This window comes from Peteryoungia desertarenae (genome assembly GCF_005860795.2).
Taxonomy (GTDB): domain Bacteria; phylum Pseudomonadota; class Alphaproteobacteria; order Rhizobiales; family Rhizobiaceae; genus Allorhizobium; species Allorhizobium desertarenae.
The window spans coordinates 1194616-1217696 of record NZ_CP058350.1 but is presented as its reverse complement, the minus strand read 5'-3'; the positions used below and the strand labels follow the sequence as shown (position 1 = coordinate 1217696).

The 23081-nt window shown below is 57.4% G+C and carries 25 protein-coding genes; 10 read left to right on the top strand and 15 right to left on the bottom strand.

From position 1 onward, the window contains the following. Positions 1–1314, top strand: coding sequence for a thymidine phosphorylase (gene deoA / locus FE840_RS05690; RefSeq protein ID WP_138285793.1), 1314 nt, complete (start codon positions 1–3; stop codon positions 1312–1314). 48 nt (positions 1315–1362) lie between these two features. Here deoA and FE840_RS05685 read toward each other — a convergent pair whose 3' ends face one another. The 7 genes from FE840_RS05685 to FE840_RS05655 all read right to left on the bottom strand — a co-directional run bounded on the left by FE840_RS05685 (position 1363) and on the right by FE840_RS05655 (position 6800). After that, positions 1363–1905 carry a TIGR02281 family clan AA aspartic protease gene (locus FE840_RS05685; protein WP_138285794.1) on the bottom strand — a complete coding sequence of 181 codons (543 nt, stop codon included), beginning with the start codon at positions 1903–1905 and terminating at the stop codon, positions 1363–1365. Positions 1906–2029: 124 nt separating this feature from the next. Further along, positions 2030–2659: a uracil phosphoribosyltransferase gene (gene upp / locus FE840_RS05680; RefSeq protein ID WP_138285795.1), complete on the bottom strand. Its 630-nt coding sequence runs from the start codon at positions 2657–2659 to the stop codon at positions 2030–2032. Between the two features lie 99 nt (positions 2660–2758). Beyond that, entirely contained in the window at positions 2759–3727 is a 969-nt protein-coding gene (locus FE840_RS05675) for an adenosine deaminase (protein WP_138285796.1), read from the bottom strand. Then, a complete protein-coding gene (locus tag FE840_RS05670) occupies positions 3724–4944 on the bottom strand; it encodes a phosphopentomutase (protein ID WP_138285797.1) in 1221 nt (406 codons plus the stop codon). Before FE840_RS05670 ends, FE840_RS05675 begins: the two co-directional genes overlap by 4 nt. A 93-nt stretch (positions 4945–5037) precedes the next feature. Beyond that, positions 5038–5586: a TadE/TadG family type IV pilus assembly protein gene (locus FE840_RS05665; protein ID WP_138285798.1), complete on the bottom strand. Its 549-nt coding sequence runs from the start codon at positions 5584–5586 to the stop codon at positions 5038–5040. Between the two features lie 68 nt (positions 5587–5654). Further along, complete coding sequence (locus tag FE840_RS05660) at positions 5655–6278, bottom strand: TadE/TadG family type IV pilus assembly protein (RefSeq protein ID WP_138286004.1); 624 nt, start codon at positions 6276–6278, stop codon at positions 5655–5657. Positions 6279–6389: 111 nt separating this feature from the next. Beyond that, entirely contained in the window at positions 6390–6800 is a 411-nt protein-coding gene (locus FE840_RS05655) for a pilus assembly protein N-terminal domain-containing protein (protein ID WP_246318856.1), read from the bottom strand. 493 nt (positions 6801–7293) lie between these two features. Here FE840_RS05655 and FE840_RS05650 point away from each other — a divergent pair, with 493 nt between their 5' ends. From FE840_RS05650 to FE840_RS05610, 9 genes are all read left to right on the top strand, one after another. Further along, positions 7294–7464 carry a Flp family type IVb pilin gene (locus tag FE840_RS05650; protein ID WP_138285799.1) on the top strand — a complete coding sequence of 57 codons (171 nt, stop codon included), beginning with the start codon at positions 7294–7296 and terminating at the stop codon, positions 7462–7464. Positions 7465–7619: 155 nt separating this feature from the next. After that, positions 7620–8132, top strand: a complete 513-nt coding sequence (locus FE840_RS05645; RefSeq protein ID WP_138285800.1) for an A24 family peptidase — start codon at positions 7620–7622, stop codon at positions 8130–8132. Positions 8133–8246: 114 nt separating this feature from the next. Further along, positions 8247–9068 (top strand): Flp pilus assembly protein CpaB, encoded by an 822-nt coding sequence (cpaB, locus tag FE840_RS05640; RefSeq protein ID WP_138285801.1) that lies wholly within the window; start codon positions 8247–8249, stop codon positions 9066–9068. Positions 9069–9184: 116 nt separating this feature from the next. Then, positions 9185–10660 (top strand): type II and III secretion system protein family protein, encoded by a 1476-nt coding sequence (locus tag FE840_RS05635; RefSeq protein ID WP_138286005.1) that lies wholly within the window; start codon positions 9185–9187, stop codon positions 10658–10660. 17 nt (positions 10661–10677) lie between these two features. After that, a complete protein-coding gene (locus FE840_RS05630; RefSeq protein ID WP_425502175.1) occupies positions 10678–11400 on the top strand; it encodes a CpaD family pilus assembly protein in 723 nt (240 codons plus the stop codon). 27 nt (positions 11401–11427) lie between these two features. Continuing rightward, positions 11428–12720, top strand: a complete 1293-nt coding sequence (locus FE840_RS05625; protein WP_138285803.1) for a CtpF protein — start codon at positions 11428–11430, stop codon at positions 12718–12720. A gap of 27 nt (positions 12721–12747) precedes the next feature. Then, entirely contained in the window at positions 12748–14235 is a 1488-nt protein-coding gene (locus tag FE840_RS05620) for a TadA family conjugal transfer-associated ATPase (RefSeq protein ID WP_138285804.1), read from the top strand. 5 nt (positions 14236–14240) lie between these two features. After that, complete coding sequence (locus FE840_RS05615) at positions 14241–15254, top strand: type II secretion system F family protein (RefSeq protein ID WP_138285805.1); 1014 nt, start codon at positions 14241–14243, stop codon at positions 15252–15254. Between the two features lie 14 nt (positions 15255–15268). Further along, positions 15269–16255 (top strand): type II secretion system F family protein, encoded by a 987-nt coding sequence (locus FE840_RS05610; protein WP_138285806.1) that lies wholly within the window; start codon positions 15269–15271, stop codon positions 16253–16255. A gap of 42 nt (positions 16256–16297) precedes the next feature. Here FE840_RS05610 and FE840_RS05605 read toward each other — a convergent pair whose 3' ends face one another. From FE840_RS05605 to FE840_RS05570, 8 genes are all read right to left on the bottom strand, one after another. Continuing rightward, a complete protein-coding gene (locus tag FE840_RS05605) occupies positions 16298–16453 on the bottom strand; it encodes a hypothetical protein (RefSeq protein ID WP_171033643.1) in 156 nt (51 codons plus the stop codon). A 114-nt stretch (positions 16454–16567) separates the two neighbouring features. Then, a complete protein-coding gene (gene pncB / locus FE840_RS05600) occupies positions 16568–17872 on the bottom strand; it encodes a nicotinate phosphoribosyltransferase (RefSeq protein WP_138285807.1) in 1305 nt (434 codons plus the stop codon). A 217-nt stretch (positions 17873–18089) separates the two neighbouring features. Next, complete coding sequence (locus FE840_RS05595; protein WP_179028197.1) at positions 18090–18383, bottom strand: hypothetical protein; 294 nt, start codon at positions 18381–18383, stop codon at positions 18090–18092. A 103-nt stretch (positions 18384–18486) separates the two neighbouring features. Further along, entirely contained in the window at positions 18487–19449 is a 963-nt protein-coding gene (locus FE840_RS05590) for a 2-hydroxyacid dehydrogenase (protein WP_138285808.1), read from the bottom strand. An 11-nt stretch (positions 19450–19460) separates the two neighbouring features. Beyond that, on the bottom strand, positions 19461–21089 hold the full coding sequence (locus tag FE840_RS05585; protein ID WP_138285809.1) for an ABC transporter ATP-binding protein: 1629 nt from the start codon (positions 21087–21089) through the stop codon (positions 19461–19463). Next, the gene (locus tag FE840_RS05580) at positions 21086–21583 is read right to left on the bottom strand and encodes a type II toxin-antitoxin system VapC family toxin (RefSeq protein WP_138285810.1); all 498 of its coding nucleotides are present in this window, start codon (positions 21581–21583) and stop codon (positions 21086–21088) included. Before FE840_RS05580 ends, FE840_RS05585 begins: the two co-directional genes overlap by 4 nt. Continuing rightward, a complete protein-coding gene (locus FE840_RS05575; RefSeq protein WP_138285811.1) occupies positions 21580–21870 on the bottom strand; it encodes a hypothetical protein in 291 nt (96 codons plus the stop codon). Before FE840_RS05575 ends, FE840_RS05580 begins: the two co-directional genes overlap by 4 nt. A gap of 67 nt (positions 21871–21937) precedes the next feature. Further along, positions 21938–23080, bottom strand: coding sequence for an ABC transporter permease (locus tag FE840_RS05570; RefSeq protein WP_138285812.1), 1143 nt, complete (start codon positions 23078–23080; stop codon positions 21938–21940). Between the last annotated feature and the right edge of the window lies 1 nt (position 23081).

The following is a 23081-nucleotide window of genomic DNA, read 5'->3' as shown; positions in this document are numbered from 1 at the left end:
ATGCTGCCGCAGGAAATCATTCGCCGCAAACGCGATGGCGCCCAGTTGAGCGCTGATGAAATCTCTGGCTTCATCAAGGGTCTGAGTGCGGAGACGATCTCCGAGGGCCAGGTGGCAGCCTTTGCCATGGCCGTTTTCTTTCAGGGCATGGAGCCGGACGAAATCGTCGCCTTGACCCTTGCGATGCGCGATTCCGGGGAGGTCTTGCGTTGGGACGGGGTGGGCAAGCCGATTGCCGACAAGCATTCAACGGGCGGCGTGGGGGACAATGTGTCCCTGATGCTGGCCCCGATCGTCGCAGCCTGTGGCCTTGCGGTTCCGATGATCTCCGGCCGCGGGCTTGGTCATACGGGCGGAACGCTCGACAAGCTGCAGTCGATTCCCGGCTATGATGTCATGCCGGACAATGCGACCTTCCGACGTGCTGTCGATGAGGCGGCGTGCGCGATCATCGGTCAGACGGGTGATCTCGCGCCCGCCGACAAGCGGCTTTACGCCATTCGTGACGTCACGGCGACGGTGGAATCCATACCGCTGATTACGGCATCAATCCTTTCGAAGAAGCTTGCGGCGGGGCTTGAAAGCCTGGTGCTGGACGTGAAGTTCGGCAACGGCGCCTTCATGGCGAAGCCCGAAGACGCCGAGGCCCTCGCCCGCTCGCTGGTACGGGTGGCCAATGGCGCAGGCGTCAGGACGACGGCACTGCTGACGGACATGAACGAGCCTCTGGCCGATTGCGCCGGCAACGCGATCGAGGTTCAGAATGCCGTTGATTTCCTCAAGGGCTTGAAGTCTGGCTCAAGGCTTGAAGAGGTCACACTGGCGCTTGGCGCAGAGATGCTGATCAATGCAGGTGTCGAGAGCGATGCTTCAATCGCACTTGATCGCTGCAAGGCCGTACTCTCCTCCGGCGAGGCTGCCGAAATCTTCGGGCGTATGGTGCATGTTCTCGGCGGCCCCTCGGACTTCATGGAGAAGGCTGAGCACTACCTGCCGCAGGCGCCGGTTATCATCCCGGTCGAGGCCGATCGCGACGGCTATCTGGCAAGTGCTGCGACACGGGATCTCGGCCTCTGCGTCGTATCACTCGGCGGTGGCAGACAGCGTCCAAGCGACGCCATCGACCACAAGGTTGGGCTGTCCGGCTTCAAACCGCTTGGCACAAAGATCTCGAAGGGCGAGCCGATCGCTTATGTCCATGCCAATGATCCGGATGCTGCAAAGAGAGCTGCTGACGAGGTGAAGAGCTGCTACGGCATCGGTGACAAAAAGCCGGTCATTTCAAGCGCGATCGGGCAGCGAATTTCCAGCTGAACCTGCAAAGGTCGGAGTGAGCTCCGATCGCCGGCTACCTTCTGAAGACTACTGCACCAAGCGCAGCTGACCGCTTTCGACACTGAAGGATCTGAGCTTCTTGAGAAAACTCATGCCGACCAAAGTCCCTGAGAGGGCCTTGTCACGCAAAACGAAGGCATCAACTTTCTGCACCCTGATCGAGCCGATTTCGACATGGTCAAGCACGACGTGAGCGGCCTTTGTGACGCCATTGGCCGTATTGACCTGATATCGGAAATCGAGTGCTGCAATGCTGTAGCCAAGGCGGCGGGCGGTATCTTCATTGATGGCAATTGTTGATGCGCCGGTATCAATCAAGCCGTCGACCGGCCTGCCATTCATACGAAAATTGCCGGTGAAGTGTCCTCGTGCATCTGCCGCGAGAACGATGGAGCCCGGCGAGAACGCCACAGGTGTCGGCGAGTTCGGCTTCTGCTGAGGCCGTGCTTCTACTGAAGCAATGGATGCCTCGGGTTCAGGCGGATTGGCGATCACCATCTGCATCACCGATGGCAGCTGCGTGGCTGAGACGGCGACCACAGAGGCGAAAACCAGTGTTCTTGCAAGCATGACAGTTTCCGAGTTTGACCTATCGCTTCCGTAGCAAGGTGAGATTGATCGATCATTCACGGCAACAAAAAAGCGGCACCGGGACATGTTTCCGGGCCGCCTTTCTTTCAATCTGGTTAAGGAATTACTTGGTTCCGTACATCCGATCGCCAGCATCACCCAGGCCTGGGACGATATAGCCATTCTCATTCAGGTGGCTGTCAATCGAGGCCGTGAAGACGGGAACATCCGGATGGGCCTCACGGAAATTGCGGATGCCTTCCGGCGCCGCCAGAAGGCAGAGGAAGCGGATGTTCTTGGCTCCACGCTCCTTCAGCTTGTCGATGGCGGCAATGGAGGAGTTGCCGGTTGCGAGCATGGGATCGACGACAATGATCAGGCGCTCGGCGAGATTTTCCGGTGCCTTGAAATAATATTCGACCGGCTGCAGCGTATCGTGATCGCGGTAGACCCCGATGTGAGACACGCGGGCGGCCGGCACAAGCTCCAGCATGCCCTCCAGCAGGCCATTGCCGGCGCGCAGGATCGAGGCAAAGACCAGCTTCTTGCCTTCCAGGATCGGAGCCTGCATTTCCTGCATCGGCGTCTCGATCGTTTCCATGGTGAGTTCGAGATCGCGGGTGACCTCATAGCAGAGAAGCGTCGAGATTTCGCGGAGAAGGCGGCGGAAACTCGACGTGGAGGTTTCCTTGCGGCGCATGATCGTCAGCTTGTGCTGGACGAGAGGGTGATTGATGACTGTTACGCCGTCCATGGATTGAGCCTTCTCTTCTTTTTCTCTTGTGCCATCCTATTTTCACAATCCCGCAAGGGCTCGCAAGAGCAAGCTTTGCTTTTGCAAGCGATTCCCCCATCAGAGCTTTGCAAGCAAGATCGCGCGGGTCTCTTCGTCGACGAAGGCTGCTTCAAGGGCAGTCCGTGTCATGGCGTTGATCTCGTCATCCGTGAAGCCGAACTCTTGCGAGGCGATCTCATATTCCCTGGCGAGGGAGGTATGGAAGAAGGGAGGGTCGTCCGAGTTCAGGCATACACGGACGCCGGCATCACGGAACTGGCGCAGGGGATGGCTCTTGAAGTCCGGAAAGACCTTCAACGCAATGTTCGAGCCTGGACAGACTTCCAGAACCGTACCAAGATCGGCAAGACGGCGAACAAGGTCTGCGTCCTCGATCGCTCGAACTCCGTGGCCGATGCGTGACGGCTTGACGAGATCAAGGGCGTCCGCGACGGAAAAGGCACCACAAAGCTCACCGGCATGGATGGTGATGCCAAGTCCCGCCTCACGCACGATATCGAAGGCTGCGGAGTAATCGGCGACACGGTTCATCCGCTCTTCGCCGGCCATGTTGAAACCGGTGATCAGGGGATGGCTGTAGTGTGCCGCCCATTTTGCCCGGTTAAGGACATTCTCCGGCCCGAGATGTCGCTCACCGATGATAATCATGCGGGACTCAATACCGGTCTTCGCCTTGGCAGCCTCCATCCCGGTTGCAAGGCCACCGATGTATTCATCAGGGCTCAGACCAACGGCTTCGCCATGGTCAGGGGAGACGAAAAGTTCGGCATAGATGGTATCTTCTGCGGCAAGCTCAAGCAGGTAAACCTCGGCAAGCGCGGCATAATCCTCCGAGCTTCTGAAGACCGAGGCGACGTGATCATAGGCGGTGATGAAGCTCGTGAAGTCATGCCAGATATAGGCACCATCCCGAATGAAGGTGGCGGGGTCTATTCCGTATTTCTCGGCCTGGCGATAGGCGAGTGCCGGTGGCGCTGCACCTTCAATGTGAACGTGCAGTTCGGCTTTCTTCAGATGTTTTGTCACAGGAAGCTCCGTCCATGGCGACCGGGCGCAATGCCAAGATGGGCCGCAATCGTTTCGCCGATATCGGCATAGGTGCTGCGAATGCCGACCATGCGCGACTTTATGCCGGGACCGAAGCACATGATGGGCACGCGCTCGCGGGTGTGATCCGTGCCGCGCCAGGTGGGATCGCAGCCGTGGTCAGCTGTCAGCAGCACCATGTCGCCTGGCTTCAGCTTGCGATGCACCTCCGGCAGACGACGATCAAAGGCTTCGAGTGCAGCCGCATAGCCCAGCACGTCGCGCCGGTGGCCAAAGAGCATGTCGAAATCAACGAAATTGGTGAAGACCAGATCCCCATCCTGCGCCTCGTCCATCACCCTCAATGTTGCATCCATGAGCGCCATGTTGCCATTCGCCTTGATGACGCGGCTGACACCCTGCTGGGCAAAAATGTCGCCGATCTTGCCAACGGCATGAACCTGACGCCCCGCCTTGACGAGGCGATCCAGCAGTGTCGGTTCCGGCGGCAGGACGGAATAGTCACGCCGGTTGCCGGTGCGTTCAAAGTTGGACGGATTGTCCCCGATGAAGGGCCGCGCAATCACTCGCCCGATATTGAGCGGATCGACGTGTTTGCGGACGATCTGGCAAAGATCAAGCAGACGCTGCAAGCCGAAATGCTGTTCATGGGCGGCGATCTGGAAGACCGAATCCGTCGACGTGTAGCAGATCGGCTTTCCAGTCTGGATATGCTCTTCGCCGAAGCGGGCAATGACTTCCGTGCCCGAGGCGTGGCAGTTGCCGAGGATGCCGGGCAAATCTGCGTCGCGACAGATCGCGTCGATGAGATCCGCAGGAAAGGCCTCATCACCTTGAGGAAAATAGCCCCAGTCGAAACTGACCGGCGTACCGGCTATTTCCCAATGACCGGAGGGGGTGTCCTTGCCGCGCGAGACCTCTGTCGCAACACCGTGAAGACCGAAAACCCTGGTTGGCGCAGCCATGCCGACAGGCGGACGACCTGTGGCCAGTGTCGAGATGGCAACAAGGCCAAGCGCCGACATATTGGGAAGGTTCAGAGGTCCGGAACGAAGTCCCTTGCGGTCGCCGGCTCCAGCGGCGCAAAACTCGGCGATATGACCAAAGGTATCCGAGCCATCGTCGCCGTAGGATAACGCATCCGGCGCACCACCAATACCAAAAGAATCAAGAACGAAGAGAAAGGCTCGCGCCATTACAACACCTGTGATTGCGCCCAAGCGCCGAAATCAGAGGTGCATGAATAGCGTCACAGGTGGGGCTTTGCAAACTGTCGAATGATCTCCAGTTCAGCAATCTTGGCACTCGATCCTGTCACCAACGCGCTGACGGAAGAAGAATTCACGTGCGATGGTAATTTCTTTCAGGCTAGATCCTGTGAAGGATGGCAGATACATCATCAGGTCATGGTCAACACTGAGTTCAGTACGCACGACGAAGGTATTGGGTATGTCCATGCCGTCCGGGATCGCGACCGTGCTGCCGACGACATAGGGCGCTGCGCCCTTGTTTGCCCAGGACCACGCAACGGTCGAGGCACCCGCATTGTTGATGGTCACGCCCGTGATCTTGATCGACAGGTCTCTCGATGGATAGGGGACGAAGATGCTTTTTGTTACATCTTCCATGACCGTCAGATCAGCTTTCGTAATTTTTTCCGTGCGCGTGATGAGATCGGTGATGGTGCTGGCCGCAAGGGATGCCTTTTTGGCGATACTCAAGCCGACGGTCAGCTCGACCGCTGAGAGATAAAGGACAAGCAGCATCGGCGCGATCAGGGCGAACTCGACGCCACCGACGCCGTCTCTGTTGTGAAGAAGAGCCTTGAGCCGAGACATGGTACGCTTTCCTCCAACCTGTCGAGTGGCCGGACAAAGATGATCGTATGGTGTGGATCGAATGTCAGTCACGGATAGTTCTCGTTCCGGAACGCGGTTGTTGCCAAGATCAGGAAATCCGTGGGCATGGACCCGTCCTGAGGACGAATTGTCGTGATGAACGGACGCACGAGATCCGTCGTGATCTGCCATCTGTAATAGGCGCGCATGATATTGATCGACTGCGGCCCGCCAGGCGCGTAACCGAAGGAGGAAGGGTCAATGTCCGCGAAGGCAGCATTCGATGCCCGAGGAATCACATTCGGAATGTCCTTGAACTCGGGAAAAGACCGAACATCCAGATAGAGCTTCTCGGGATTGGCTATTTCCGCTTCCGAGCAGCGGATCAGAATGCTGATTTCATCGCAGAAGGCCCGGCGAAACTCGGTTCTGTCCTTGTCGGTGGGACGATTCATATTGGCCGTAATCATGCCGGTCCGAAGCTCCCGGCTCATATTGTTTACGGCATTGGTGATGAGTTGCTCGGCTGCAAATGCAACGAACGTCTCGATAATTGCAAAGACGATCAGGAAGTAGGGAACGGCCAGAATTGCAAATTCGATTGCTGCAGCGCCATCACGCGAGCGACTCATCTTCCTGAGAAGACGGAAACTGGATTTCTTACGCTCTAGCTTCTGTTGCCCAATAGTCATCATTCGCGCCCGGGTTTTGAAGACCATCAGACGCTACGTGTCAAATATTGATTTTCCGTTTCTGGCAATCTTAGAATTGCGCGGAACGGAAACAGCCGTTTTAAAGCCTGATCAAGGTCCTGAATTCGTATCGGCGTGTTCTTCACAGTTGGGCGTGCAGGACAAGACCGTGCGGGTCGTCGATTTGAAGACCCGGACAGTGCTGGATTCATCAATGGAAACAAGGATTTTTTCATCCACTATGGCGTTTCCGTCGGCGTCCAGAAGGACAAGGTTGGTTGTTCCGAAAGCGCGACCGGTCAATACAATGGTTTTCGCGTCGGCTACCGTAGCGTCGGCGACCTCCGAGTTTCCGACGATTACCTTGCTCACCGGTCGATCCAGCTTCAGGATGCGTGCACTATTCATATAGACGCGCAAGACATCGTCCTCGGCCCTGGCTTCTTCAAGCGCAGCAAAGCCGCCGACCAATACCAATGGCGTGACGAGCAGCAGTGTCCTGGCGACTTTTTCTATCAGCATTTTGGGGCCTTGCCTCGAATGGGATATCCTTCTCATCCGCAAACATGCCCACTCTTGGTGAATGAAGCGTTAAGCAGTGCAACCCCCTGGGTTTTGTCCTGCAGCAAGCGATCGCCGCGGGAGGCCGCGCAAAAAGATGTTTCTCGCCCGGACTGCCCCCGTCAAGGGCCCTGGACGCATTGTCAGATACGCCCAAGTACCCGGTCCTGCCTCCCACTCGCCTTACGGAGGCGATAATCAGCTTGACAAAAACATACCGCTAACCCATTGTCTTTGTTGATCTATCAATAAGAATTTCTGGCGGTTTATGCGGCATTTTCGCAAGTATTATCGGGAATTGTTTACCACAGCTTCGAGGAATGAACGTTCAGCTTTTGGTAACTTTCTTTCTTAAGGCGATAGCAAGGGGCTGACGGTTAGGTTCACGACATCCGAGCAACGGAGAACAAGTTGCCGGGAGTGCTGATCAAACCCTTGTGGAGTAGGAAAGAACATGACCAAGATTTTCGCACGTTTCATGAAAGACGAATCCGGCGCGACCGCCATCGAATACGGCCTGATCGCTGCCCTGATCTCCGTCGCCCTCATCACCGGCGCCACGACGCTCGGCAACGCGTTGGACGACCAATTCAACGATCTCGCAACGAAGCTCAATGACAACTGATGATTTTGACCGCGGCGTAACCGTCTCGTTCAGCAGCCGCCCAACTTTGGGCGGCTTTTCTGTATGGTCGGCTTCTCCAAGCTGGTTTTTACCGCTTCACCAAATCTTCATCAGTTAAAACTCAAGATGCAGTGTTCAGGGGTGGGATTATTGTCATGTTCGAAGCAGTTGTGTTCTTGGCGGTGCCGATGAGCCTAGTGCTGGCAGCGCTGACTGATTTCCTGGAAATGAAGATCCCTAATCGCATCCCGGCTGTTTTGATTGCGGGGTTCTTTGTCATTGCCCCTCTCTCGGGTCTTTCCTTCATCGAATTTGGCTGGCACGTTGCGGCGGGCGCCGCCGTCTTTTCCGTCTGCTTTGCTCTGTTTGCTCTGGGCGTGATGGGCGGTGGCGATGCCAAATTGCTGACAGCTGCTGCCGTCTGGTTCGGTTTCAACCAGTCTCTTTTTGAGTTCCTTGCTTTTACAGCATTGCTCGGTGGTGCCTTGACGATTGCCGTCATTCTTCTGCGCGCAAACTGGGATCGATTGGCCTATGCGGGCATTCCCTTGCCGCAGACGCTGATGATGGCAAAGAAGGTTCCTTATGCGATCGCCATCGGCGCGGCGGGTCTGTTGACCTATCCGCAATCTCCTCTGGTTCTTGAAGCGATCAGCCGCATCCAGTAGTCGCGCGACTAAACCGCCCGTTAACTACAGATGTAGATGTCTTATTAACCATAAGTACACCAATTCCTGATCAATCTCTGAGGCACAGTTTGTCGTGCCTCTCAAGGATCGATCATGAAACCCGCGCGTATCATCATTCTCGCCGTTGCCGTCGTGGCAGCCGGTATGGCAGGTCTCCTCGCCATGCGTCTCGGCGGCAATCCGAAAGTCATCGTCGAACAGACTGCGGCGCAGATCCAGAAAGAACCGACCGTCAATGTGCTTGTTTCTTCAAAGAACATGCCGGTCGGCGCAAGGCTTGATCCCGATTCCATGCGCTGGATGGCATGGCCAGAAGGCAGCGTTGTCGAAGGTTTCGTTACGGAGACGGCACGACCCGATGCCTTGACGGAGCTCACGGGTTCGGTGGTGCGTCTGCCGATGTTCGACGGCGAACCGATCCGCCGCGAGAAGATCGCTGATTCATCCTCGCGCATCCTGTCCTCGCTTCTGCCTTCGGGCAAGCGGGCTGTGTCCACCCAGATTTCGGTGGCAACGGGCGCGGGCGGTTTCATCCTGCCCAATGACCGTGTCGACGTCATCATGGTTCGCCGTGGCGATGGCGAAAACTTCCTGACAGAGAACATCCTGACAAATGTGCGGGTGCTGGCCATCGACCAGCAGATCCAGGAGCAGCCGGACGGCTCTGCGGCAGTCGTGGGCACGACTGCGACCCTTGAGCTGACCCCGGAACAGGCGAAGGTCATCATCGTTGCCCAGCAGGTCGCAGACCGCCTGTCGCTTGCCCTGCGTTCGGTTGCCGATGCGCAGGAGGAGGACACAAGTGCTGCCGGTTACCTGCTGAGCGGCGGTTCGGGTCAGCCGGCAATTCAAGTCATCAAGTCAGGTCAGGTGGTGCGGACAGACGCTGTCACCACCGGTGCGGTCAGCGAGTGAGCGGGGGACGGAACGTGGAACATCTGAAATGCAAACTTCTTCGACCCCTCGCCGGTAGCCTCGTATTCGCGCTGGCAATCACTGGTTCAGTCGATCTGACGGGTCCGGTCTTTGTCATGGAAACGGCGCAGGCAAGTCAGCAGGCCGTGATGAGAATTACCCAGGCAGGGCCTGGTACGCGCAAGACCGTCAAGCTCGGATTGAACAAGGCTCTGGTTGTCGACCTGCCGGCAGATGCCCATGACATTCTGGTCGCCGATCCGGAAATGGCTGATGCCGTTACCCGCTCCTCCCGGCGGATCTACCTCTTTGGTAAGACAGTCGGCCAGACGAATATCTTCATCTTCGGTGCGGACGGGAACGAGATCGTCAGCCTCGACATCGAGATCGAACGTGACATCTCGGGACTGGAAGCGAATCTCAAGCGCTTTATTCCTGATTCGGACATTTCCATCGAAATCGTCTCCGATAACATTGTCATGACCGGGACCGTGCGGACACCACAGGATGCAGCTCGTGCCCAGAACCTCGCACAGGCCTTTCTCAAGGGTGGTGAGGCAACAACGCGCAATCAGGTTGCATCTGGCGGCGATAATGGCGGAGACGTTGCGATCTTTGCCGAGCAACGCCAACAGTCGCAGATCGTCAACCTGCTGACCATCGAGGGCGAGGACCAGGTCACTCTGAAGGTCACTGTGGCTGAGGTCAGCCGTCAGGTTCTGAAACAGCTTGGCTTCAGCGGCAACATTCAGGACGGCAGCAGCGGCATCGGATTTACAAATCCTGCCAATCTCGGGAATTCTGTCAACCTCACCAACCTCGCGACCGGTGCCATCGGAGGGCTATTGCCGAGCGCAAGCGGTTCGGTCGGGGGTTTTGCCTTCCAGAGCTACATCAATGCGATGGAGCAGGCTGGCGTGATGCGCACCCTTGCCGAGCCAAGCCTGACCGCGATTTCTGGCGAGTCCGCCAATTTCTATGTCGGGGGAGAGTTCCGCCTCGCTGCTGAACAGGATGTTTCGAGCGAAGATGGCCAGACGTCGATCACCCGGACCATTGAGACCGTCGATTATGGAATTGAGCTCAACTTCCGCCCCGTCGTTCTCGCTCCTGGTCGCATCAGCCTGAGAATCGAGACCAATGTGTCCGAACCCACATGGGAAGGATCGCAGGTAACCGGAAACTCGCTGCGTCAGGTCCCCGGGAACACCTTTCTGTCGATCCGCAAGCGCGAGGCATCCACCACGGTGGAACTGCCCTCCGGTGGTTCGATCGTGATTGCCGGTCTGGTCCAGGACAATATCCGCCAGGCGATGTCCGGATTGCCGGGCCTTTCGAAGGTGCCGGTGCTGGGTACCCTCTTCCGAAGCAAGGACTTCCAGCGGAACGAGACGGAGCTGGTGATCATCGCCACGCCCTATCTGGTTCGGCCTGTTGCGCGCAACCAGCTCTCGCGACCCGACGATAACTTCAATCCGGAAAACGATGGCGCCACCTTCTTCCTCAACAAGGTCAACAAGGTCTATGGCCGCCGCGAGAACACCATCAATCCGGGCCAGTATCACGGCTCCGTCGGCTTCATCTACAAGTAAGCAGAGGTCCAAGATCCATGAAGAAGACCTCCAACGCCCGCAACGAAAGCCAAGCTATCATGGCCAGATCCGCTGATTTTCTTCCCCGCCTTGGCATTGCCATGCTTCTGTTAAGCAGCGCTCTTGCGCTGTCCAGCTGCGGCAACTTGAACAAGGACGGAATGAGCACCGGTGCAATCCCGGACGATTACCGGACACGCCATCCGATCATGATCAACGAGGTGGAGCATACGCTGGATGTTCCGATTGCCTCCGGTGATCGCTCATTGACGATCGGGCTGCAGGATTCGATTTCCGGCTTTGCCCAGGAGTATCGTAACTCCTCCTCCGGCGTCATCCAGATCATGGCACCGGAAGGGTCGCCGAATTCCGGCGCTGCCGCGCACGCGCGCAAACAGATCCGGCAATTGCTGGTCGCACGCGGCATCCCTTCGAACAGGATCATAGAAACCAGCTATCATGCGCAGGCGAATGGAGATGCGGCTCCCATCCGGCTGAGTTATGTGGCAACGACTGCGGTCACCAACCAATGCGGTGAGTGGCCTGAAGACCTGCAAAACAACACATTCTCAAACCGCAACTATCACAATTTCGGATGCGCCACCCAGAGCAACCTGGCCGCGCAGATCGCCAATCCCATGGATCTCGTGACACCGCGTGCGCAAGCTCCCATCGACGCTGGCCGCAGGTCAACCGTGATCGGGCAGTACCGCACGGGCAGCGACCCCTCATCCGACTGAGGCAGACTTGGAAGACAGGACAAGATCATGAGTGCGATCGACTATGAAATCGAGGACAGGACGCAGGCGACGGAGCGACATGCCGCGGAGCCGGTGCGACCGAGCGACGTGGAAGGCCTGCGTCCGCTGCCACGCATCTCCATCCATGCGTTCTGTATCAGCGAACGGGTCCAGCGGGTGATGGAACAATGCGCCCATGACCGGCGCATGAACAGGGTGAGCCTTCGGATTACCCATGGCAACATTGCCGCGGCAGCCAACATGTTCAGTTCGACGCCGACGCCGAACCTGATCATTCTGGAAACCGATGCACAGCCGTCCGCGGTGCTGGAAGAGCTTTCTCCGCTTGCCGAAGTCTGCGATCCCAGTTCGCGGGTTATCGTTATCGGTCGGCACAATGACATTGCGCTCTATCGCGAACTGATGCGCAACGGTATTTCGGAATACATCGTCTCGCCGTTCTCGATGGCGGACATGATGAGCGCCATTTCCGCGATCTTTGTGGACCCAGAGGCCGAGCCGCTTGGCAAGACCATTGCCTTTATCGGTGCCAAGGGCGGTGTCGGCTCGTCGACGCTGGCACATAACTGCGCCTTCGGCATCTCTACGCTTTTTACCACTGAAACGGTTCTTGCAGATCTCGACCTGCCTTTTGGCACGGCCAATATCGACTTTGATCAGGATCCGGCTACAGGCATTGCCGAGGCCGTTTTCTCACCGGAGCGACTTGATGAGGTGTTCCTGGATCGCCTTCTGACAAGCTGCTCGGAGCATCTTTCACTTCTTGCTGCCCCATCCCTTCTTGATCGGGGATATGACTATGATCGGGCGGCATTCCAGCCAATCCTGGAGCTGCTGCAGCGGACAGCACCTGTCACTGTGCTCGACCTGCCCCATGCGTGGTGCGAATGGACGAGGACCGTACTTTCCGAAGCTGACGAGATCGTCATCACATGCGCACCGGATCTCGCCAATCTGCGCAACGCCAAGAACATGATCGATGCGCTGCGGAAGCTGAGGCCCAATGACAAGCAACCGCATCTGGTGCTCAATCAGGTTGGAATGCTGAAACGGCCAGAGATATCGCCACAGGATTTCTTCGAGCCGCTGGAACTCGAGCCCGTTGCCATAATTCCGTTTGACGCTGTCCTGTTCGGCACCGCCGCAAATAGCGGACGCATGATTGCTGAACTGGATGCCAAGTCACCAACGGCGGAGATCATGTCGCAACTGGCACATCTGGTCACCGGGCGGGCAACGCTGAAGAAACCCAAGAAGTCGGGTCTCGGATCATTGCTGGGCATGCTCCGCAAGAAGTAACGCACAAAACAGAGACGGAAGAGACACATGTTTGGCAAGCGCGGAAGCGACGGATTCGGAAAAGGCGGCACGGGCACAGGCACGCTGTCGGCCCCGCCGCCTGCCGCAACGACGGCACGCTCTCCCTCAAGCCCGATCGAACCAGGCTCGCCTGAGGTTTCCACGCGTCAACAGGTGACACCGCCTCCTCTTCAGGCTGCACCGGCGCGCAAGAAACCGGCGCGCACCGATGACTATTACGATACGAAGTCACAGGTCTTTTCGGCTCTGATCGACACAATCGATCTGTCGCAGCTGGCCAAGCTGGACGGCGAGAGCGCGCGTGAAGAAATCCGCGACATCGTCAATGACATCATCACGATCAAGAATTTCGCCATGTCGATCTCCGAGCAGGAAGAACTGCTCGAGGATATCTGCAACGACGTGCTGGGTTATGGTCCGCTGGAGCCACTTCTGGCACGTGATGACATTGCCGATATCATGGTGAACGGCGCCGGCCAGACGTTTATCGAAGTCGGCGGGAAAACGATTGAGTCAGAAATCCGTTTCCGCGACAATTCCCAGCTGCTTTCGATCTGCCAGCGTATTGTCAGCCAGGTCGGTCGCCGTGTTGATGAATCGAGTCCGATCTGCGACGCCCGCCTTCCCGATGGCTCGCGTGTCAACGTCATTGCTCCACCGCTTGCCATTGACGGCCCGGCGCTGACCATTCGTAAGTTCAAAAAGGACAAGCTGACGCTGGCGCAGCTGGTCAAATTCGGCGCCATCACGCCGGAAGGTGCCGAGGTTCTCCAGATCATCGGGCGCGTCCGTTGCAACCTTGTCATCTCGGGTGGAACCGGCTCGGGTAAGACAACATTGCTGAACTGCCTCACAGGCTTCATCGACGCCGATGAACGCGTCATCACATGCGAGGACACGGCCGAACTTCAACTGCAGCAACCGCATGTCGTGCGCCTCGAAACACGCCCGCCAAATATCGAAGGCGAGGGTGAAATCACCATGAGGGATCTGGTGAAGAACTGCCTGCGTATGCGCCCCGAACGAATTATCGTCGGTGAAGTGCGCGGACCGGAAGTCTTCGACCTCTTGCAGGCGATGAACACCGGTCACGACGGTTCGATGGGTACAATCCACGCCAATACACCGCGCGAATGCCTGAGCCGTATGGAATCGATGATCGCCATGGGTGGATTTTCGCTCCCTGCCAAGACGGTGCGCGAGATCATTGCCGGGTCGATTGACGTCATCATACAGGCCGCCCGTCTGCGCGACGGTTCGCGCCGCATCACGCATATTACCGAAGTTATCGGCATGGAAGGTGACGTTATCATCACCCAGGATCTGATGCGCTACGAGATCGAAGGCGAAGACGCTGCCGGCAAGATCATTGGTCGCCACATGTCGACCGGGATCGGAAAACCACATTTCTGGGATCGCGCTCGCTACTACAATGAAGACAAGCGCCTGGCTGCGGCTCTGGATGCCATGGAAGCCAAGTCGAAGGGGATCTGATCAGCATGTTCGGCCTTGACCCCATCATGATTGCAATTGTCGCGCTCTCCGCTGTTGCGACTGCTGCGATTGCCTATGGTCTTCTCTATTCGCAGATCGAGACCGAGAAGAAGACGGCGAGCCGTATCGGCCGCGTCAAGGCCGCCGAGACGGACATGACCAAGGTCAAGGCGGCCCGGGATCGGGTTCAGGAGATCTCCAAACGCCGAAAATCCGTTCAGGATTCGCTGAAAGACCTTGAAAAGAAACAGCAAGAGCGGACAAAGAAAGCCAAGCAACTCAGCCTGAAGGCGCGGCTCACCCAGGCCGGGATCAGCATCAGCGAAGTTCAGTTTTACATGATGAGTGCGGCGTTTGCCCTCGTCATCGCGGGCATGTCATTTCTAGCGGGAATACCCCTTCTGGCCGTCGCAGGGCTCGCTTTCGTGGCGGGAATCGGCTTGCCGAGGTGGATCGTCGGCTTTCTTATCAGCCGTCGGCAAAAGCAGTTCCTGGAGGAATTTCCAAACTCGCTCGATGTGATGGTGCGCTCGATCCGCTCGGGCCTTCCGTTGAACGACGCTGTTCGGCTGATTGCCAGCGATGGTCAGGAACCGGTCAAGACAGAGTTTCGTCGAATCATTGAGTCGCAGCAGGTTGGCATGAGCATCCCCGAGGCCTGCACGCGCATGCAGCAGACGATGAACCTGCCGGAAGTAAAGTTCTTCGGAATCGTCATCGCCATTCAGTCCCAGGCAGGTGGCAACCTCTCCGAAGCGCTCGGTAACCTGGCGCGCGTTCTGCGAGACCGCAAGAAGATGAAAGCCAAGGTCCAGGCGCTTTCGATGGAGGCGAAGGCTTCAGCGGCCATTATCGGTGCCCTGCCCTTCATCGTCGCCCTTCTCGTCTATCTGACATCCCCCGATTACATCATGGTGCTGTTCACGGACCCCCGCGGCCACCTGATCCTCGGTGTCTCTGCAGTATGGATGTCCATCGGCCTTCTGGTCATGCGCAACATGATCAATTTCGACATCTAGGGGAGAGAGAGGCGATGACAGAGGATCTTGCAGCACGCCTTACCGATCCGGCACTCCTGATCGCGATCTTTGTCGCTATTGCCGTCTTTGCCACGCTTTACACAATAGCGGTGCCGCTTCTGGAGCGGGGTGATCTGAGCAAACGCATGCGGGCCGTCTCGACCGAACGGGACCAGATCCGCGCACGCGAAAGAGCCAAGCTGAACAGCGAAGCAGCCAACGGACGCCAGTCTCTCAGGGCGAACAATAACCAGTCAGTCAGACAAATTGTCGAGCGTTTCAACCTTCGCAAGGCGTTGGTTGACGACAAGACTGTAGACAGGCTCAAATCTGCAGGGTTGCGCTCCCAGAACGCACTGAACATATTCCTGCTTGCGCGTTTCCTGCTGCCATTCGTCACTCTGGTGTTGACCGGGCTTTACATTTTCGTCCTTGGCGGCCTTGCCGACAAAGCTTTGCCGGTAAAGATTCTTGTTACAATCGTCGGTGGCTATGTCGGCTTCTATTTGCCGAACATTTACGTGTCGAACCTGGTGACCAAGCGACAGGCTTCGATCAAGCGTGCATGGCCGGATGCACTTGACCTCATGCTGATCTGCGTTGAAGCGGGCATCTCGATCGAGGCCGCCATGCGACGCGTGGCCGAAGAAATGGCCGATCAGTCGCCCGAACTGGCGGAAGAAATGGTACTGACCACAGCCGAACTGTCGTTCCTGCCGGATCGACGCGTGGCGCTTGAAAACTTGGGTATCCGCACGCAGCTAGACGGCGTCAAAAGCGTAACGCAAGCCCTGATCCAGGCAGAGCGGTACGGGACACCGGTTGCTCAGGCACTTCGCGTTCTGGCGCAGGAAGGCCGCGACGAGCGGATGAACGAGGCAGAAAAGAAAGCTGCTGCCCTTCCCCCCAAGCTCACCGTGCCGATGATCCTGTTTTTTCTTCCAGTGCTGATCGCGGTCATCTTGGGTCCCGCGGGCATCCAGGTTTCGGACACATTCTGATCCGGACAAACCGGTCCAGGTCGTGGCGACAATTGGTTTGGGTCAGTGGACGGTCTGCTGCTCTTCGCGAAGCAGATCCAGCGCTTCCTGCAAGGCAGCCACCAGAATGTCGGTGAGCTCGTCAGCCTTACTTTCGATGAGCATCACCTTCGTGCTCATTTCCTGCTGTTCAAAATACTGATCAGGTCCGTCTGTCATTTTTTATTCCCCATCTTCCGAATCACATCTCGGCTGGGGTCCAGAATGGTTAATGGAACTTGCGCAGAGCTTTCACCTGCAAAACCGGCTTAAAGCAAGTGTCTGACAGAGAACTCACACCAGGACAGCCTGTTCCACACGGTCACGGCTTCCAAAGAACTTGATGTAGCGCTCGACTTCCTTGGCATCGCCAGTCGCCTTACGGGGATTGTCCGACAGCTTGACGGCCGGGTGACCATTGGCTTCGGATACCTTGCAGACGATGGAAATCGGCTTCAGACCGGCAATCTCATGGGGCGCACATCCGGAGAAATCATTTGTGAGATTGGTGCCCCAGCCGAAGCTCATCCGGACCCTCCCTTCGAAATGGCGATAGGTGTCGATGATTGCATCGACATCCAGACCATCGGAAAAGATCAGCAGCTTCTGGCGTGGGTCCCGGCCCATCTTTTTCCACCATTCGATGATCTTTTCACCGCCTTCGATCGGGGGAGCACTGTCAGGGCGGAAACCGGTCCAGTCGGCCACCCATTCCGGCGCATGATCGAGGAAGGATGCCGTTCCAAAAGCGTCCGGCAATACGATCAGGAGGTTGCCTCCGTAGAGACGGTTCCAGTCTTTCAGGACTTTATAAGGCGCCGCTGCCAGCTCCTCATCATTACGCGCAAGAGCAGCGGCGACCATTGGCAGTTCATGGGCATTGGTGCCGACGGCTTCGAGATCGGAATCCATTGCGAGAAGGACATTGCTCGTGCCCGTAAAGGCCGGTCCCACACCTTCCTTCAAGGCCTCGACGCACCACCGCTGCCACAGGAAACTGTGGCGACGGCGGGTGCCGAAATCGGAAATCCTGAGGCCGGGAAGTTCTCTCAGCCGTTCGACCTTGGACCACATCTTGGCCTTGGCACGGGCATAGAGGACATCGAGCGTGAAATAACCGAGCGAGCGCATGGCAGCGCGGCTGCGCAATTCATTGATGATGGCGAGCGCCGGGATTTCCCAGAGCGTCGTTTCCATCCAGGAGCCGGCAAAGGTCAATTCGTACTGGCCATCGCGTTTGGACAATTGATATTCAGGCAGCTGAAGATTGCTGAGCCAAGCCAGAAATTCAGGTTCGAAAATCTGGGCGCGACCATAAAAGGAGTTGCCGGCAAGCCAGATCAGCTCCTTCTTGCTCAGTCGCAACGAACGAACATAATCAAGCTGGTCACGCAGTTCCTGCTCATCGATCTCATCGGCGAGGCGCACCGACGTGGTCCGATTGATGAGCGTGAACTTCGCGTGAACCCTCGGATGCAGCTTCCAGATCATCTGCAACATCAGCAGCTTGTAAAAGTCTGTATCGAGGAGACTGCGGACTATGGGGTCCAGTTTCCACGTATGGTTATGGACCCGTGTCGCTATGTCTGTCTTGGTCATGAAGTCACTGCCCTTCCGACCCGTTTGCCCGCAACGGGTCAGACGGGCGAGATCCACCTCGCCCGCTTCCGCTGCAACTTATCGGCAATGATGGTGTGCTTGTCCAGACACTGACATGCACTTCGACCGCGGCAGGGTTGGAGAGATGCTGTTCGAAAAGACCCGCCACGCCGATGCAATGGGCAAGCAGTATCAACACCCACTGCCCATAACAACCTCACTCGGTGGCTGTGGTTTCCCCCTGCGGGACGACCCTGACAGGCCCGTCAAGCGATGGCGGCACTGGCTCGATCGATTCGTTCGCCGGGTTTTCAGGTTCGATCGCATTGCCCCACCATTCGACCGGCACCCAGATGAGCATCAAGAGCAGAAGGGCGGTCAGCAGAATGATCAGGACCGGGCGACCGGTAAAGCCCTGGCGCGCTTCAGTCTTGGTCAGGGTCGGCTCGGGACGTGCGCCGCGGGTGCGGCGATCCTCAGTCTGATCGGGGAGATCGGTTCGGCCTGCCATGATACCTCCTTGTTGTTTCTTCAGATCACGAGACCTTTGAGAAACAACGGAGGCTTGGCTGGTTTGTTCCAAGCCCGGAAAGCTGCCTGTGGGCCCGCAGACGTCAGTAGCCCAAGCGACGATCAACCGTGTACTGAAGTGGCAGACCGGCCTCGAGCCTGACTATCTGTTGCTCGACATGCGCAAAGAGTGCGCCGACCTCGGACGAGGCTGCAGCGTGAGGTGTAATCGTGACGTTTGGCATCGACCAGAGTGGGCTGTCGGCTGCCAGCGGTTCCTGTGCGAAGACATCAAGCGAGGCAGCTTTGAGTGAGCCATCCTGCAGACAGGCGATCAGATCGGCTTCGTTCTGGCTGCCGCCACGTCCGGCATTGAGGAATATCGGGCCGCCGAGAGGTCCCTTGCGATGAAGCTTTTCAAACAGTGAGCGGTCATACAGACCCTTGGTTTCCGGCGTCAGCGGCAGGAGGCCGACCAGCAGATCGGTTTGTTTGAGAAAGGTTTCGAGACTACCGGCATCAAAGGTCTCAACACCACCGATCTCCTTTTTGCTGCGAGACCAGCCGATGACGTTGAAACCCATGATCTTGAGCTTCTGCACGCTATCCAGACCCAGCACTCCCAGCCCCATGACGCCGACGGTGACGTCACGGGCCTCTGGCTGGCTTATGACTTCGTTCCACACATGCTGTTGCTGCTGCTTCGCGTACAGCGCACCATGCCGAAGGTGATGCAGGCATTGCCAGACCACCCATTCGCTCATGCGGTCGGTAAGGCTCCGATCAACGAAGCGGACGATCGGGACCTCTGGAAGCTCATAGGTCGTCAGGATATGGTCGACGCCTGCGCCACCGGAAAAGATGACCTTGAGGTTGGTGGCCTTGGCAAACAATCCAGGATCGGGTTTCCAGACGATGGCATAGGTGGCGTCAGACAGGTCCCTGCCAAGATTGGCGGGATCACCCTTGTCGATGACCGGCCTGTTCGGAAAAGCCGTTTTCAAGGCCGCGACGACGCTTTCGCGCGCGAATTTCAGATCGATGATGATCGGGGAAACGTGTTGCATGTGAGATTCCATCACTGGCTGATGCCGCCAATTTCGACGGCTTCGAGATTAAGGGCGGCCGCCATGAGAGCCTTGGTGTAGTCTGCCTTTGGAGCGGCAAAGACCTCGGCGGCGGGGCCTGCTTCAACGACCTTGCCGCCTCTCATGACGATCAGTTCGTTCGCCAGGGCGCGGACCACCTTCAGGTCGTGGCTGATGAAGAGATAGGCCAGATCATGGCGGGCCTGGAGGACTCGCAGAAGATCGACGACCTGGGCCTGAACCGTCATATCGAGCGCCGAAGTCGGCTCGTCGAGCATGACAAAGCGGGGTTTGAGAACCATGGCGCGGGCGATCGCAATACGTTGACGCTGGCCACCGGAAAATTCATGCGGATAGCGCCAGCGGGTTGCCGGATCGAGCCCAACTTCTTCAAGCCCCCAACAAACGCGTGCATCCCTTTCAGCTGCTGAAAGCGATTTCTCGTGAACCTTCAATCCCTCGGCGATAATCTCACCCACGGACATGCGAGGGCTCAAAGAGCCGAAGGGATCCTGAAAGACGACCTGCAGCCGGTCGCGCAGGGGGCGCATCTGGCGATAGGAAAAGCCGTCGATCTGGTTGCCGATGAAGCTGATAGGGCCGCGGGACGAAATCAATCTTGCCAGAGCAAGACCAAGTGTCGTCTTGCCGGACCCTGATTCGCCCACGACGCCCAGCGTCTGGCCGGCACGCAGCTTCAGGTCAACGCCGTCGACCGCCTTGATATGGTCGACGACGCGGCGCAAGAAACCGGCCTTGACCGGAAACCAGACACGGATGTCATTTCCCTGCATGACCACGGGCTTGGTCGTGTCGATGGCGGGCGGCTCTCCGCGCGGTTCGGAGTTCAGAAGCTTGCGCGTATAATCGTGCTGCGGATTGTCGAAGATCTGAGCAACTGGCCCCGCCTCTACGATTTTGCCCCCTGTCATGACGCAAACCCGGTCAGCGAATTTGCGGACAATGCCAAGATCATGCGTGATGAACAGCATGGACATGCCATGCTCGCGCTTCAGCCTGCCAAGAAGATCGAGGATCTGGGCCTGGACTGTCACATCAAGCGCCGTGGTCGGCTCATCGGCAATCAGGAGCTTGGGGCGATTGGCAAGTGCCATGGCGATCATCACGCGCTGGCGCTGTCCGCCCGAGAGTTCATGGGGATAGGCGCCGAGGCGCTTTTCAGGATCGCGGATGCCGACCTGTTTCAAGAGTTCCAGGACACGCTGCTTTGAAGCGGCGCCGGTCAGAGACTGGTGAAGCGAGAGAATCTCGCCGATCTGCCGTTCGATCGTGTGAAGCGGATTGAGCGATGTCATCGGCTCCTGAAAAATCATGGTGACATCGTTGCCACGGACGGAGCGCAAACTTGCATCGTCAGCCTGCATCAGATCCTGGCCTTCAAAAAGGATCTCACCGGAGGGGTGACTGGCGGCCGGATAGGGCAGAAGCTTCAGAATGGAGGCAGCCGAAACAGACTTGCCCGACCCGGATTCGCCCACCAGAGCCAGGATCTCGCCCCTTGCAATATCAAAGCTGACGCGGTCCACCGCCAGGCTTTCCTTGCCGCCCTGATGGAAGGCGACCGAGAGATTGCGAACGGACAGGAGGGGTTGCGTCATGCGGAAAGGCTTTCGGCGAGGGAGGTTAGTGTTTCGACGTCCGGGCGAAGGACCTTCAACGGAGTTATCGGAAGTCTACCGCGCACAGGATGAACGAGTTCATCAATGTCAGTCAGACCAGTGTCGGCCGAGAGAAAGACGGAGCATCCTGCGAAAATCGCGCTGGCCAAATGGATGGCGTCAGGCAGCTTGGTTTTAGCTGATCGTGCTCTGATAAGCGAGGCGATCAAAAAGACTTCAGACGTTGGCTGCACGGTATTGAGCCACAATCCGCCTCCCATCCAGCTTTCATAGGTAGCTATGAGGTCGCGATTGCCGTCCGCTAGCGGCTTGACCAACAGTTCGCTATAGGTGAGCGCGCTGGTAAACGGTATATGTCCGTATAGGCGACAGGTAGCCAGCAAGGCCGTAAGATGTTCCTGTTCGGGGATCTGAACCTCTTTGAACAGGATAAGCACATTCGTATCGAGATAAATGGTAGTAGGCCCCGTCATTCATCGTCCCACTCGTCACGCAATTCGCGGATCCTCTGAACCGCCTCAGCCATTGATCCGCCATGGCTATAACGACCAGGGAACTCCTGACGATGCCTCAGGAGTTTTGCGAGGTTTTCTCTCACGTCAGCATCCGCGCCCTCAAGGCCGAAGAACGACGTGAGTGGATTGTCGTCCTGCGAGATCATCTCGACTGTAACACGCGCCAGTCCCGTTTCAGGTAACCCCTCGCGCACATCCTCGGGCAGCTTTTCAACCGGGTAATGATCCTTGACGATCTTGTTCATGACGACGCTCTTCCGGCCTGACTTCCGTCGATAATGCCACAAACCGTTGTGTTTGACGAACCTCTCTTCATCGGAATGTCTTCCTCGGATCGAAGGCGTCGCGCACGGCTTCGCCCACAAAGATCAGGAGCGACAGCATGATTGACATGGTGAAGAAGGCGGTCAGGCCAAGCCAGGGGGCCTGGAGGTTGCGCTTGCCCTGGGCGATCAACTCGCCCAGCGAAGGCGAACCGGGCGGCATGCCGAATCCGAGGAAGTCCAGAGAGGTGAGGGTCGTGATGGAACCCGACAGGATGAAGGGCAGGAAAGTCAGCGTTGCCACCATGGCATTGGGCAGGAGGTGTCGGAACATGATGGTGGCATTGTCGACGCCAAGCGCGCGGGCGGCATTCACATATTCGAAATTTCGCGCGCGCAGGAACTCGGCCCGCACGATGCCGACGAAACTGACCCAGGAGAACAGAAGCATAATGCCGAGCAGGATGAAGAAGCCGGGCGGCAGAATGGCTGCGATGATCAGCAATATGTAGAGGACCGGCATTGACGACCAAATCTCGATGAAGCGCTGCATCAGGAGATCCGTCCAGCCACCGAAATAACCCTGTACGGCACCGGCTGTGACGCCAATCAGGGCGGAGCAGATCGTCAGTGCAAGTCCGAACAGCACGGAGATGCGGAAACCATAGATCATGCGCGCCGCGACATCACGTGCCTGATCATCCGTGCCGAGCCAGTTCATGTTTCCAAGCACGCAATTGGGATCATCGACACCCAGCGGATAGGCGGAGCAGCGGGTTTCCTTGTCCATCAACCAGAAGGGCGCGGTTGGCGCAGAATGCGGGATGTCGGAATTGACAGTCCGATAGGAATAGCGGATCGGCGGCCAGATCATCCAGCCATTGGCATTGATTTCATCAGCGATGAAGGTTGATCGATAATCGGTGACCGCCAGAAAGCCGCCGAATTTTTCCTCCGGATAGTCGACCACGACGGGGAAAAGGATCTCGCCCTTGTAGGACGCGACCAGAGGTTTGTCATTGGCAATGAATTCGGCGAACAGACTGAGCACGAAAAGGACCATGAAGATCCAGAAGGACCAGTAGCCACGGCGATTGGCCCGGAAATTTTCCAGCCGGCGACGATTGGTGGGGGAAAGACGCTGCTGCGGTGCGTGCTCCATACGCATCGATGCCTGATCAACTGACGCCATA